This is a genomic window from Sphingomonas sp. Leaf4, assembly GCF_920939515.1.
Taxonomy (GTDB): domain Bacteria; phylum Pseudomonadota; class Alphaproteobacteria; order Sphingomonadales; family Sphingomonadaceae; genus Sphingomonas.
Genome location: NZ_CAKLBB010000002.1, coordinates 363,101 through 377,060, shown reverse-complemented (window position 1 = coordinate 377,060; position 13,960 = coordinate 363,101). Strand labels below are relative to the sequence as shown.

The 13,960-nt window shown below is 68.4% G+C and carries 12 protein-coding genes; 3 read left to right on the top strand and 9 right to left on the bottom strand.

The features are described 5' to 3' along the window. The first annotated feature begins 74 nt into the window (after positions 1 to 74). From LRA89_RS04255 to LRA89_RS04245, 3 genes are read left to right on the top strand one after another with little or no spacing between them, the layout of a single operon-like run. A complete protein-coding gene (locus tag LRA89_RS04255) occupies positions 75 to 1,211 on the top strand; it encodes an 8-amino-7-oxononanoate synthase (protein ID WP_443024934.1) in 1,137 nt (378 codons plus the stop codon). Further along, on the top strand, positions 1,208 to 1,831 hold the full coding sequence (gene bioD, locus LRA89_RS04250; protein ID WP_230769137.1) for a dethiobiotin synthase: 624 nt from the start codon (positions 1,208 to 1,210) through the stop codon (positions 1,829 to 1,831). The genes LRA89_RS04255 and bioD overlap by 4 nt, the downstream gene beginning before the upstream one ends. Next, a complete protein-coding gene (locus LRA89_RS04245) occupies positions 1,828 to 3,075 on the top strand; it encodes an adenosylmethionine--8-amino-7-oxononanoate transaminase (protein ID WP_230769136.1) in 1,248 nt (415 codons plus the stop codon). Before bioD ends, LRA89_RS04245 begins: the two co-directional genes overlap by 4 nt. A 13-nt stretch (positions 3,076 to 3,088) precedes the next feature. Here LRA89_RS04245 and LRA89_RS04240 read toward each other — a convergent pair whose 3' ends face one another. The 9 genes from LRA89_RS04240 to LRA89_RS04200 form a co-directional block, all read right to left on the bottom strand. Further along, a complete protein-coding gene (locus LRA89_RS04240; protein WP_230769135.1) occupies positions 3,089 to 3,382 on the bottom strand; it encodes a plasmid stabilization protein in 294 nt (97 codons plus the stop codon). Positions 3,383 to 3,437: 55 nt separating this feature from the next. Further along, positions 3,438 to 4,448: a glycosyltransferase family 4 protein gene (locus LRA89_RS04235; protein ID WP_230769134.1), complete on the bottom strand. Its 1,011-nt coding sequence runs from the start codon at positions 4,446 to 4,448 to the stop codon at positions 3,438 to 3,440. After that, positions 4,448 to 6,034 (bottom strand): alpha-amylase family glycosyl hydrolase, encoded by a 1,587-nt coding sequence (locus LRA89_RS04230; protein WP_230769133.1) that lies wholly within the window; start codon positions 6,032 to 6,034, stop codon positions 4,448 to 4,450. The genes LRA89_RS04235 and LRA89_RS04230 overlap by 1 nt, the downstream gene beginning before the upstream one ends. Before the next feature lie 190 nt (positions 6,035 to 6,224). Then, positions 6,225 to 8,249, bottom strand: coding sequence for an acetyl-CoA carboxylase biotin carboxylase subunit (locus tag LRA89_RS04225; RefSeq protein WP_230769132.1), 2,025 nt, complete (start codon positions 8,247 to 8,249; stop codon positions 6,225 to 6,227). Positions 8,250 to 8,287: 38 nt separating this feature from the next. Beyond that, entirely contained in the window at positions 8,288 to 8,674 is a 387-nt protein-coding gene (locus LRA89_RS04220; protein WP_230769131.1) for a lysozyme inhibitor LprI family protein, read from the bottom strand. Next, on the bottom strand, positions 8,665 to 9,696 hold the full coding sequence (bioB, locus tag LRA89_RS04215; RefSeq protein WP_230769130.1) for a biotin synthase BioB: 1,032 nt from the start codon (positions 9,694 to 9,696) through the stop codon (positions 8,665 to 8,667). Before bioB ends, LRA89_RS04220 begins: the two co-directional genes overlap by 10 nt. An 80-nt stretch (positions 9,697 to 9,776) precedes the next feature. After that, the gene (gene scpA / locus LRA89_RS04210) at positions 9,777 to 11,909 is read right to left on the bottom strand and encodes a methylmalonyl-CoA mutase (protein WP_230769129.1); all 2,133 of its coding nucleotides are present in this window, start codon (positions 11,907 to 11,909) and stop codon (positions 9,777 to 9,779) included. A 43-nt stretch (positions 11,910 to 11,952) separates the two neighbouring features. Next, complete coding sequence (locus LRA89_RS04205; RefSeq protein ID WP_230769128.1) at positions 11,953 to 12,717, bottom strand: enoyl-CoA hydratase-related protein; 765 nt, start codon at positions 12,715 to 12,717, stop codon at positions 11,953 to 11,955. A gap of 107 nt (positions 12,718 to 12,824) precedes the next feature. Beyond that, the gene (locus LRA89_RS04200; RefSeq protein WP_230769127.1) at positions 12,825 to 13,850 is read right to left on the bottom strand and encodes an RcnB family protein; all 1,026 of its coding nucleotides are present in this window, start codon (positions 13,848 to 13,850) and stop codon (positions 12,825 to 12,827) included. Between the last annotated feature and the right edge of the window lie 110 nt (positions 13,851 to 13,960).

Genomic DNA, 13,960 nt, shown 5'->3' with positions numbered 1-13,960 from the left:
GCGGGGCGACGCCATCGCGCGCGCATGGATTTGCACGCTTGTCCGTCAGCCGATATGCGCCGGCGACCGTGACCGTGACTACTCCCTTTCCCGCCCTGCTGCGGCCCCATGCCGACGATCTCGACCGGCTGGCGGCGATCGGACGGCGGCGGCGGCTGATGCCGATTGCCGGCGTCGATTTCGCGTCGAACGATTATCTGGGGCTGGCCGGATCGGCGCGGCTGGCGGGGGCGGTGCGCGATGCGCTGGCGCGCGGCGTGGCGGTCGGCGCGGGCGGATCGCGGTTGTTGCGCGGCAATCATGCCGAGCATGACGCGCTGGAGGCGGAGGCCGCCGCCTTCTTCGGCAGCGAATCGGCGCTGTGGTTTTCGAGCGGGTTCGCCGCCAATGCCGCGCTGCTGGCGACGCTGCCGCAGAAGGGCGACCTGATCGTCCACGACGCGCTGGTCCATGCCAGCGCGCATGAAGGCATGCGGCTGGCGCGGGCGCCCGCCGTGAAGGCGGCGCACAATGATGCCGATGCGGTGGAGGACGCGATCCGGGCATGGCGTGGCGATGGCGGCACGGGGACGCCGTGGATCGCAGTCGAGAGTCTCTACAGCATGGATGGCGACCGGGCACCGCTGGACGCGCTGGCGGCGGTCGCCGAGCGGCACGACGCGATGCTGCTGATCGACGAGGCGCATGCAACCGGGGTGTTCGGTCCCGACGGACGTGGCCTCGCGCATGCGCTGGAGGGACAGGCGAACGTCGTGACGCTGCGCACCTGCGGCAAGGCGCTGGGCAGCGAGGGCGCGCTGGTATGCGGCCCGGCGGTGGTGCGCGAGTTCCTTGTCAACCGCGCGCGCGGGTTCATCTTTTCAACCGCGCCCTCGCCGCTGATGGCGGCGGCGGTGCGCGAAGGGTTGCGGATGCTGGCCGACGAGCCGGAGCGGCGCGCGCGGTTGGCCGCGTTGATCGACGCGGCGGCGCTGCTGCTGGCGCCGCTGGGCGTGAAGGCGACCGGATCGCAGATCCTGCCGCTGATCGTCGGCGAGGACGTGGCGGCGATGCGGCTGGCCGAGGGGCTTCAGGCCGCCGGATTCGACGTGCGCGGCATCCGCCCGCCGACCGTCGCGGTGGGGACGGCGCGGCTGCGGATTTCGCTGACGCTGAACGTGACGCTCGACGATGTCGCGGCGCTGGCCGGGGTGCTGGGGCGGTTGCAGTGAGCGTGATCGTCGTCACCGGGACCGATACCGATGTCGGCAAGACGGTGTTCGCCGCCGGATTGGCCGGGGCGATCGGCGCGTCCTACTGGAAACCGGTGCAGGCGGGGACCGACGACGGGACCGACCGCGAGCGGGTGGCGCGGCTGTTGGGCCTGCCGGGCGATCGCATCCTGCCCGAAGCCTATGCGCTTGCCACCCCCTGTTCGCCGCACCGCGCCGCCGCGATCGACGGGGTGACGATCGACCTCGACCGGCTGGCATTGCCGCAGGTGGCCGGGCCGCTGGTGGTGGAAGGGGCCGGCGGCGTGCTGGTGCCGATCGTCGGCACCACGACGTTCGCCGATCTGTTCGCGCGCTGGGGGGTGCCGGTGGTGCTGGTCGCGCGGACCGCGCTCGGCACGATCAACCACAGCCTGTTGTCGATCGAGGCGTTGCGCGCGCGCGGGGTGGCGGTGCGCGGCATCGCCTTCGTTGGCGAGAGCGTGCCCGACAGCGAGGCGACGATCGTCCGGCTGGGGGGCGTCCGGCGGCTGGGGCGGCTGCCGCATCTCGATCGACTGGATGCCGTGACGCTGGCAGCGGCGTTCGCCGACCATTTCGACCGGAACGATTTCCTGTGAGCGACTCGCCGATCTGGCACCCCTTTACCCAGCATGGTCTGGGCGAGCCGATCCCGCGCGTCGTGCGCGGCGATGGCGCGGCGTTGTGGACCGACGACGGGCGGCGGATCGTCGATGCGATTTCGTCGTGGTGGGTGACGACGCACGGCCACAATCATCCGCGCATCGCCGCCGCCATCGCGAGCCAGGCGCAGACGCTCGACCAGATCATCTTTGCCGGATGGACCCATGAACCGGCCGAGACACTGGCGGCGGGGCTGCGCGCGATCTTGCCGGAAGCGCTGACGCGGGTGTTCTTTTCCGATTCGGGATCGACCAGCGTCGAGGTCGCGTTGAAGATGGCGCTGGGATACTGGCGCAACCGGGGCGAGGACCGGCATCGCATCCTCGTGCTCGAACACGGTTATCACGGCGATACGATCGGGGCGATGTCGGTGGGCGCGCGGGGGGTGTTCAACCGGGCCTATGCGCCGTTGCTGTTCGATGTCGGCACCATCCCCTTCCCTGTCGAGGGGCGCGAACAGGCGAGTTACGATGCGCTCGACGCGGCATGCAGGGCGGGTGCGGCGGCGTTCATCGTCGAGCCGCTGGTGCTGGGTGCCGGCGGCATGATGATGTATCCGCCCGCCGTGCTGGCCGAGATGGCGGCGATCTGTCGCATGCACGGCGTGCTGTTCATCGCCGACGAGGTGATGACCGGATGGGGCCGCACCGGCACGCTCACCGCCTGCGAACAGGCCGGGGTAGTGCCCGACATATTGTGTCTGTCGAAAGGGTTGACCGGGGGCGCGATCCCGCTGGCGGTGACGATGGCCAGTGAAGCGATCTATCAGGCGCATCACGGGCCGGACCGGGCGACGATGTTCTTTCATTCGTCGAGCTACACCGCCAATCCGGTCGCCTGCGCCGCCGCCAACGCCAACCTCGCCATCTGGCGCGAGGAGCCGGTCGTCGAGCGGATCGCGCTGCTGGCGCAGCGGCAGGCGGAGCGGCTGGCGCGACTGGCGCGGCATCCCCGGGTCACGGCGGCGCGGCGGATCGGCACGATCGCCGCGTTGGATCTGGGCGGGGCGGAGGGGTATCTCTCGCCGATCGTGCCGCATCTGACCGCGCGGTTCCGCGATGCGGGCGTGTTGCTCCGGCCGCTCGGCAACACGCTCTACGTCATGCCGCCCTATTGCATCGGTGCGGACGACCTCGACCTCGTCTATGCCGTACTGGAAGCGGCCTGCGACGACGCCTGAGCTGGCGTCCCGGTCAGGTGTCGGCGGTCCGGCGGCGGGTTTCCCACCCTTTCTTCGCCGCCGCCGAACGATCGGCGGCGGAGCGCCCGGCCGATGCCTTGCCGCCGGCGCGGGCCGAGGCATGGCTGTCGGGCTTGCCGCGTCCTGAGCCGGACTTGTTGCCGCCGCCCGAGTCCTTGTTGACCGTCGCCCATGCGCGGCCCGCCGCTTCTTCTTCGGGAAGCCCGCGCGCTTCGTAGCTTTCCTCGATATGCGCGGCCTTGCGCTTCTGCTTGTCGGTATAGCTGCTCTTGTCGCCGCGTGGCATCGGCCCTCTCCGTTCGGATTGCAAAGACCTTAACAAACAGCGCCTTACGCCGGTTTCATCGGCCAAGGATCGAGCGATACAAGGCGTGATAGCGCTCAGCCATCGCCTCGACCGAGAAGCGTTCGGCGACGCGCGCGCGGCAGGCGGCCCGGTCGATCTCGCCCGCCCGGCCGATCGCGGCGATGGCTTCGTCGAGCGTGTCGACAAGAAAGCCGTTGACCCCGTCCTCGATCAGTTCGGGCATCGATCCCCGGTTATAGGCGACGACCGGCGTGCCACAGGCCATCGCCTCGATCACCGACAGGCCGAAGGGCTCGTCGAAGCCGATCAGGTGGAGCAGCGCATTCGCCTGCCCCAGCATGTCGGTGCGCCGTTTGCCGCCGACCGCGCCGTGATAGACGACACGCTCGCCATCGACATGCGGCTCGACCTCCTCGTGCCAATAGCGGTCGTCCTGCACGATGCCGGCGAGGTGGAGGCGCTTGCCGACCGCTTTCGCAGCGGCGATGGCGGCGGCGGCACCCTTGTCGGGGTGCATCCGGCCGAAGAACAGCAGATCGTCGCTGCCCACCGCATCGAACGGGAAGTCGCCGAGCGGAATGCCGTGGTGGATCGTCGCAGCATACTTGAGCGACGGATGCCGGTCGGCGTCGCTGATCGCGACATAGCGAACGCGGTCCTGATAGGGCGCGTACATCGGCAGGATGCGGTCGGACGAAAAGCCGTGGATCGTCGTGACCATCGGCGTGTCGACGAGGCCCGAAAAGGCATGGGCGGGGAAATCGGCCTGGTTGTGGATCAGGTCGAACTCGCCGGCGCGTTCGAACACATGGGCGAGATGGGCGAATTCCCAAACCTTGGCATCGATCGCCGGGTCCTCGCTATAGGGCGCGGGCACCACCCCGGCGAGCGTCGCCGAAGTGAGGCTGTCCTGCGTGGCGAACAGCGTCACGTCGAGGCCGCGCGCGACCAGCGCCTCGGTCAACAGGCTGGTGACGAGTTCCCACGGACCATAGTGGCGCGGCGGCGTGCGCCACGCGATGGGGGCGAGCATGGCGATACGCATCAGGAGACTTTCACGATAACGCCCTCGGCGGGGCGCAGGAGATGGGGATCGGCGGTGCCCGACGGGTCGGTGGTGAGGACCGCCCCTACCGTCCCGACCGGGACCGGGACCGGGACCGGGACCGGGGTGTCGCCGAGGTTGAGCAGGATGCGATAGCGGGTCGTGCCGTCGCTGCGGTCGTAGCGCAGGACATCGCCGCTCGCCGTCACCGTGTCGATTGCGCCGGTGGCCAGCGGCGGAGTGGCGCGGCGCAGCGCCAGCAAGCGGCGGTAGAGCGCGAGCATCGATGCCGGGTCGGCGGCCTGCGCCGCGACGTTCAGCGGCAGGTGCGCCGGATCGACCGGCAGCCACGGCTCGCCGATGGTAAAGCCGCCCGCCGCGTCCCATGGGAGCGGCGTGCGGACCGGATCGCGGCCGAGGCCCAGCCCCGGCTCGCGCAGCTCGCGCGGGTCCTGCACGCGGTCGGTGGGGATGCGGGCGTCGGGCAGGCCCAGTTCGTCGCCCTGATACAGCGTCGGCGTGCCGCGCAGCGTCAGCAGCAGCATCGCCGCGACCCTCGCCTGTGCCGGCCCGACGCGGGTGGCGATGCGCGGGCGATCGTGATTGCCCAGCACCCAGTTGGGCCAGCCGCCCGGCGGCAACGCTGCTTCATATTCGACGATGCGCGCGGCGAGGTCGGCGGCGTTCCACCGTGCCTCGATCAACTGGAAATTGAACGGCAGGTGGACGCCGGGCAGGTCGGCGCTGCCGTAATAAGTCATCAGCTTCGGCACCGGCAGGTAGATTTCGCCGACCAGTACCGCGCCGTAGCGGTCGGCCAGTTCGCGCATCTCGGCGGCGATCACATGGACTTCGGGCTGGTCGGTCGAATGGAGCTGGTGGACGCGGTGCATCTCGCCCATGCCAGGGTGATAGTCTGGGTTGGGCGGGTTGTCGGGGAAACCGGCGTGCTTGACGATATGCCACAGCACATCGAGCCGGAAACCATCGACGCCGCGATCGAACCAGAAGCGCATCGCGTCCAGCATCGCCGCGCGCACCGCCGGGTTGCGCCAGTTCAGGTCGGGTTGTTCGGGCAGGAACGCGCGCGAATAATATTGACCGGTCGCCGCGTCATAGGTCCATGCCGGACTGCCGAAATCGCTGATCCAGTTGTTGGGCGGGCCGCCGTCCGGGGCAGGATCGCGCCAGATGTACCAGTCGCGCTTCGGATCGTCGCGCGAGGTCCGGCTTTGCTGGAACCACGCATGCTGGTTCGAACTATGGTTGGGCACGAAATCGAGCAGGATGCGCAGGCCGCGCGCATGTGCCTTCGCCAGCAGCGCGTCGAAATCGGCGAGCGTGCCGAAGCGCGGATCGATGCCGGTGTAGTCGGCGACGTCATAGCCGAAGTCGGCCATCGGCGAGGGGAAGATCGGCGAGATCCAGATCGTGTCGATGCCGAGGTCGACCAGATAGTCGAGCCGGTCCGCGATACCGTTCAGGTCGCCCACGCCGTCACCATTGGCATCGGCGAAGGATCGCGGATAGATTTGATAGATGGTGGCGGCTTGCCACCATGGTTGCGCGGATGAAACGATCGTCACCCGCCCGATAAGCACCGGGCGGGCAAAGGGTTCCGCGCGCGTCGTGTTTTGGGGTGCAGCCCGTTCAGAGCCGACGTCATTCCAGCGAAGGCTGGGATCTCCCGGTGATGGCGCACAGCAGGAGCCGCTTGAGACCCCAGCCTTCGCTGGGGTGACGGTTTCAGCGGTAACGGTCGAACGGGATGGTCCCCTACCCCTCGAACTCCATGATGACCGCGTCGACCGCGAGGCTGTCGCCCGGCGCATGGGCGATGCGCGCGACGGTGCCGGGGCGTTCGGCGCGCAGGATGTTCTCCATCTTCATCGCCTCGACCACCGCCAGCGGCTGGCCCGCCTCGACCCGGTCGCCCTCGGCTACCTCGACGCGGGTCAGCAGCCCCGGCATCGGGCAGAGCAGGAAGCGCGACAGGTCGGGCGGGACCTTGGCGATCATATGCCGGGTGAGTGCGGCGACATGCGGCGGCAGGACGGCGACGTCATGCACGCGCCCGCGCGTCGTCAGCCGCCAGCCGGTGATGGTGCGGGCAATGCGCACGGTCAGCGGATCGCCGTCGATCCGCGCGGTCACGACCCGGTCGGCGGGCCGCCAGTGCATCGTGATGTCGAGCGGCGCTTCGTCGTCGATGTTGACCAGCAGCCCGCCCGAATGACCATCGACGCTCACCTCGAACCGGTGATCGCCGATCGTCACCACCCGCTGCGTCGATCCGATGATCCGGTCGCCGAGTTGGCCATCGATACCGGCGGCACGGTCGCTGCGGTCGAGATCAGCGGCGACCGCGATCCCGACAAGCTTGCGTAGCAACGCTGCATCGGCCGGGGCGCCGTGGAAGCCTTGCGGATATTCCTCGGCGATGAAGCCGGTGGTGAGCGCGCCTTCGCGGAAGCGCGGATGCTGCATGATCGCCGACAGGAAATCGATGTTGTTGCCCACGCCCGCGACCTCGAAAGCGTCGAGCGCGGCGATCTGCGCATCAATCGCAGTCTCGCGGGTCGGTGCCCAGGTAACGAGCTTGGCGATCATCGGGTCGTAGAACATGCTAATCTCGCCCCCTTCCACCACGCCGTCGTCAACGCGGACTTTGGACTGACCCGCCCCCGGCCCCTTCCCTGAAGGAGAGGGAGGATTGTAGCGGGTCAGGCGGCCGGTGCTGGGGAGGAAGCAACGGTACGGGTCCTCGGCGTAGACGCGGTTCTCGATCGACCAGCCGGTCAGCTTGACGTCGTCCTGCGTGAAACCGAGCGGTTCGCCCGCCGCGACGCGCAGCATCTGTTCGACGAGGTCGAGGCCGGTGATCTCCTCCGTCACCGGATGCTCGACCTGAAGCCGGGTGTTCATTTCGAGGAAGTAGAAGCCCTCGTCGCTGGTGTCCGCACCCGACACGATCAGTTCGACCGTGCCCGCCGAATGATAGCCGACCGCGCGGGCGAGCGCGACCGCCTGTTCACCCATCGCCTTGCGCATCGCCGGGGTGACGAAGGGTGAGGGTGCTTCCTCGACGACCTTCTGGTGGCGGCGCTGGATCGAGCATTCGCGCTCGCCGAGATAGACCATGTTGCCGTGGCGGTCGCCCAGCACCTGGATTTCGATATGGCGCGGGGATTCGATGAACTTTTCGATGAACACGCGGTCGTCGCCGAAGCTTGCCAGCCCCTCGCGTTTGGTCGCCTCGAAGCCTTCGCGGACGTCCTGTTCGCTCCACGCGAGGCGCATGCCCTTGCCGCCGCCTCCCGCCGACGCCTTCATCATCACCGGATAGCCGATGTCGGCGGCGATCCGCACCGCCTCGTCGGTGTCGGCGATCTCGCCGAGATAGCCGGGGACGACATTGACCCCGGCTCCTCGCGCCAGCTTTTTCGATTCGATCTTGTCGCCCATCGCCGCGATGGCACCCGGCGGCGGGCCGACAAAGGTGACACCGGCATCGGCGCAGGCGCGCGCGAAACTCTCGCGCTCCGACAGGAAGCCATAGCCCGGATGGATGCAGTCCGCGCCGGTGGCCTTCGCGGCTGCGAGGATCCGTTCGGGGTCGAGATAGCTTTGCGCGGCGGGCGCCGGACCCAGCCGGACGCTCTCGTCGGCCATCAGCACATGCGGCGCACGGGCATCGGCATCGGAATAGACCGCGACGGTCGCGATCCCCATCCGCCGCGCGGTGCGCATGACGCGGCAGGCGATTTCGCCCCGGTTGGCGACCAGAATCTTCTTGAACACGTCACTCTCCTCATCCGCCCCGTTTGCCGGGGTCAGCATCAACCGCCGCGCAGATGGCGCAATGCCTGCGTCCGCGCGATCGTCATGCGCTCCATGCACGAAAAGCGCACCAACGGCCGTGCGTCGCCGCCGTCGACGCTGCGACCATCGACACCGGCTTCGAGCACGCATTGCGTGTCGCGAAATTTCAGCCACGCGCGCTGGCTCTCCAGCAGCGCCGCGCCATAGCCGAACCCGCCGCCGCGCGTCGTATCGCGCGCGTCGCGCGCCAGCATCGCCGCGCGCGCGACGCCCCATTCGCGGGTCATGTCGGCGTCGGCCACCCGCCAGCCCGAGGCCGCGCAATCGTTCGCCGCCGCCTGCGTCGGCGCCTTGGCGCAATTGCCGCCCACCGCATCGGCGAGGAACAGCAGCGTTAGCAGCATGCGGACTTCCGCATCGGTTCCTCGGCCACCATCGGTGTCAGCCCGAGTTTCGCCAGCAGCGTCGCGTCGGCATCGTCGCCGGCGTTGCCGGTGGTCAACAGCCGGTCGCCGGTGAAGATCGAGTTCGCGCCGGCCATGAAGCACAGCGCCTGTGTCGCATCGCCCATGCTCTCGCGGCCCGCCGACAGGCGGACCATGCTCAGCGGCATGGCGATCCGCGCGACCGCGACGGTGCGGACGAATTCGATGTCGTCGATCTTCGCCAACGGCGTGTCGGCGAGCATGTTGCCTAGCACGGTGCCCTTCACCGGCACCAGCGCGTTGACCGGAACGCTTTCGGGATGGCGCGGCAGCGTGGCCAGCGCATGGACGAAGCCGACGCGGTCGGCGCGAGTCTCACCCAGCCCGACGATCCCGCCGCTGCACACGTTGATCCCGGCCGCGCGGACATGCGCCAGTGTGTCGAGCCGGTCCTCGAAGCTGCGCGTCGAGATGATGTTGGCGTAATTCTCAGGCGAGGTGTCGATATTGTGGTTGTAATAATCGAGCCCGGCATCGGCCAGCCGCTGCGCCTGCTGGGGCGTCAGCATGCCCAGCGTCATGCAGCTTTCCATGCCCATCGCGCGGACCCCCTCGACCATCGCGATCACCGCGTCCATGTCGCGGTCCTTGGGGTTGCGCCATGCCGCGCCCATGCAGAACCGCTGCGACCCCGCCGCCTTCGCCTCGGCGGCGCTGGCGAGCACCGCCTGCACCTCCATCAGCTTTTCGGCCTTCAACTTCGTGTCGGCGCTGGACGATTGCGAGCAATAGCCGCAATCCTCGGGGCAGCCGCCGGTCTTGATCGACAGCAACGTGCAGAGTTGCACCTGCCCCACCGCATGGTTCGCGCGGTGGACGGTCTGCGCGCGGTACATCAGTTCGTCGAACGGCAGGTCGAACAGGTCGGCGATTTCCGCGCGGGTCCAGTTGTGCCGAACCTGTTCGGCGCACTCCCGCGCAGGCGGGAGCCCAGAATCCAAAGCGTCACGTCCGTTACCCTGGGCCCCCGCCTGCGCGGGGGTACGTCCATCGACCGGGGCAACCGGAGCAGTCATCACATTCATTCCACAGTCTCTCCAACCGGCGGCAAATTGTGGCCGAGCAGCCGCAACACTTCCGCCGCCGCATGGACCAGATTGGTGCCCGGTCCGAAAATCGCCGCCACCCCGGCCTCGCGGAGCAGCGCATAATCTTGCGGCGGGATGACCCCGCCGGCAATGACGCGAATATCACTACGCCCGGCGTCGCCCAAGCGCGCGATGAGTTCGGGAATCAGCGTATTGTGCCCCGCCGCGAGGCTGGATGCGCCTACCACGTCGACGCCGCGTCCGATCGCAAGGTCGGCGGTTTCCTGCGGGGTCTGGAACAACGGTCCCGACACGATCTCGAACCCCAGATCGGCAAAGGCACTGGCGACGACGTTCGCGCCGCGATCATGGCCGTCCTGCCCCATCTTGGCGACCAGCATCCGCGGCTTGCGCCCGAGCCGCCGCTCGACCGCCGCCACGCCCTCGCCGGCGCGAAGCCAGCCGCTATCGTCGGCATGCGCCGGGCCATAGATGCCCTTGACCGGCGTGACCTGCACCGCATGGCGGCCGAAAGTGACTTCCATCGCCGCCGACATTTCGCCCAGCGTACAGCGCGCACGCGCCGCCGCGACGCACAGCGCCAGCAGATTGGCCTTGCGCGCCGCCCCTTCGCGCAGCCGAGTCAGGCAGTCCTGCGCCGCAGCCTCGTCGCGGCCGGCGCGGACCGCCTGGATACGGCGGATCTGGTCGGTGCGGACCTTGGCATTGTCGATCGACAGGATGTCGATTGGGTCCTCCTGCGCCAGCCGGTATTTGTTCACGCCGACGATCACGTCCTCGGCCCGGTCGACCCGCGCCTGTCGCGCGGCGGCGGCGCGTTCGATATGTTCCTTGGGCAGCCCCGAGTTGACGGCATCGATCATGCCGCCGGCCGCCTCGACCTCCTCGATCAGCGCCCATGCCTTGTCGGCCAGTTCCTTCGTCAGCGCCTCGACATAATAGCTGCCGCCCAAGGGATCGGCGACATGGGTCATTCCCGTCTCTTCCTGAAGGATCAACTGCGTGTTGCGCGCGATCCGGGCGGAGAAGTCGGTCGGAAGGGCGACCGCTTCGTCGAGGCTGTTGGTGTGGAGCGACTGGGTCCCGCCGAAGGTCGCCGCCATCGCCTCCACGGTGGTGCGGATGACGTTGTTGTACGGGTCCTGCTCAGTCAGCGAGACGCCGCTGGTCTGGCAATGGGTGCGCAGCATCTGGCTGCGGGCGTTGCCGCCGAAACCGGCGATGATCCGGCTCCACAGCGTCCGCGCGGCGCGAAGCTTGGCGATCTCCATGAAGAAGTTCATGCCGATGCCGAAGAAGAACGACAGCCGCCCGGCAAACGCATCGATGTCCAGCCCGCGCTCCATCGCCGCACGGACATAGGCCATGCCATCGGCCAGCGTGAACGCCAGTTCCTGCACGGCGGTCGCCCCGGCTTCGTGCATGTGATAGCCGCTGATCGAGATGCTGTTGAAGCGCGGCATATGCTCGGCGGTATAGGCGATGATGTCCGACACGATCCGCATCGAGGGTTCGGGCGGATAGATGTAGGTGTTGCGGACCATGAACTCCTTCAGAATATCGTTCTGAATAGTGCCCGACAGTTTTTCGGGGCCGACGCCCTGTTCCTCCGCCGCGACGATGTAGAAGGCGAGGCAGGGCAGCACCGCGCCGTTCATCGTCATGCTGACCGACATGGTGTCGAGCGGAATGCCGTCGAACAGGATCTTCATGTCGTCGATCGTGTCGATCGCGACCCCGGCCTTGCCGACATCGCCCGCCACACGCGGATGATCGCTGTCGTAGCCGCGATGCGTCGCCAGATCGAACGCGACCGACAGCCCCTTCTGCCCCGCCGCCAGATTGCGACGATAGAAGGCGTTCGATTCTCCGGCGGTCGAGAACCCGGCATATTGGCGGATGGTCCATGGCCGGCCGGCATACATCGACGCCTTTACCCCGCGGGTGAACGGCGCAAAGCCGGGCAGCCCCGGATCGGGCGCGTCGGCGGCGGTATAGAGCGGCTTGACCGTGATCCCTTCGGGCGTGGTCCAGGTGAGGTCCGCGCCCTTCACCTCGCGCGCGGCGAGTTTCTGCCAGTCGTCGATCGTCGGGCCGGTCATCATGCAGTTCCTTGGGCCATGCGGGCCGTGAAGTCGAGGTTTGCCATCAACGCCCGAGAAAGCGGGGGTTTCGTTTGGCGACGAACGCACCAGCCCCTTCAATAGCGTCGGCGGTGTCGCGCGCGGTACGCTGCGCCTCGGCCTCGCGCGCCATCGCGTCCGGGTAACTGCTGTCGAGTGCGTGGGTCAGGTTGCGGCGGGCAAGGCCGATCGCCACAGTCGGCCCCGCCGCCAGCCGGTGGGCGAGCGCCAGCGCCTCCGCCTCCAGCATATCGTCGGGCACGACCGCATGGATCATGCCCCAGTCGAGCGCGGTCGCGGCATCGATCCGTTCGCCCAGCAGCATCATCCGCGCCGCCCGCGCCCGCCCGATCAGGCGCGGCAGCATCCAGCTCGCCCCGCCGTCGGGGACGAGGCCGATGTTGATGAACGCCTGCAGGAAATAGGCGCGCTCCGATGCGACGCAGAAATCAGCGGCGAGCGCGAGGCTGCACCCGATACCCGCCGCCGCGCCGCGCACCGCGCTGACGACCGGCACGTCCAGGTCGGCGATCGCCTGCAACGTCGGGTGATAGTGATCGGTCAGCGCTACATAGGGATCCGCAAGGCCGGCGGCGGCGGCAATGTCCGCTCCCGAGCAAAAGGCGCGCCCTTCGCCGCACAGCAGGACGGCACGCGCGCCGTCCAGATCGCCCAGACATTCGCGGATCGCATCGAACAGTGCCGGGGGCGCGGCGTTCAGCCGGTCGGGCCGGTCGAGCGTCAGGCGCAGCACGTCGCCGTCGCGCATCACGCGCAGATCATCCGCCATCGAATCGCTCTCCCGTATCTTTTGTTACGGTTTTGCGGAAAGGCGGCGGCGAACGCCAGCAATAACGTGCCGCGACGGTCGGTTACGACCATCGCGGCACGGCAGGATCACCAGAAGATGTCGTATTCCACGTCGACCACCCGGCCGGTCCGCACGTCGACCAGCAGCGCGTCGTTGTAATAGCGCACCCAGCGATAGGCCCCGTACGCTTCGGGCAGACGATAATAATAGGGGTCGTTGATCCAGTAGTTCGATCCGAACAGGAACGAATTGAGCGTCACGCCGATGCCGAAGCGACGATAGCCATAGCCATAGCCTTGCGGTGCATAATAGCGCGGCAGGCGGTACAGCCCACGATTGGAGTCGCGATAGCGGTTCCAGTCGTAGCGGCGATCAGCGCGCCACCCACGGTTCCACTGGCTGCGATCGTTCCGGTCGTTCTGATAGCGGCCGTTGTCGCGCCAGTCGCCGTCGCTGCGGCTCCAGCCGCCGTCACGACGGTCGCGGTTACGCTGCCAGTCGCCGCGCTGCTGGTCGCGCTGCCACTGGTCACGCTGTTGATCGCGTTGCCATTGGTCGCGCTGTTGCTGGCCACGCTGCTGATCGCGCTGCCATTCGCCGCGACGGCCGTCCTGCCATTGCCGGCGCAGCGCGTCGCGATCGACCTGACCCTGTCCATCGCGCGGGAACTCGCGCCGATCGACGCCTTCGGGGCGGGCGGGACGATCCGGGCGCGGCTGCCAGCCGGCACCGGCACCGGCACCGGCACCGGCACCGGCGTCGGGACGGTCGCCACGATCGGGTCGGCCCTGCCAGCGGTTGCCGTCGCCACGCTCGCCACGATCCGGACGGTCGGGCCGCGCATTGCCGCCGTCGCCGCGATCGCCCCGGTCGGGCCGCCCCTGCCAACGTGGGCCGGCGTCGCTCTGCGGACGCTCGACACGGGCTTCGGGAGCCTCGACCCGTACCGCGGTGTTGAACTCGGCACGCGCGCCCGGCGCTTCGCCGCCACCTTGCCGTTCGATCCGCTCGCGGCCGCGCGGGCCGGGACGGTCGGGCGCATCCTGCGCCATCGCGGTTGCCGGGATCAGGGTTGTCGCACCCAGCAGTGCCAGCAGGAAACGGGACTTCATGATGCTTCCTCCACCGCCGGAGACATCGCCGGCTTCGATGCTGCCGTTATGCCCGACAAGCGATCAACCGTTGCTGAATGGCGATGACAGGCGATTGAAAGGATTCGTTC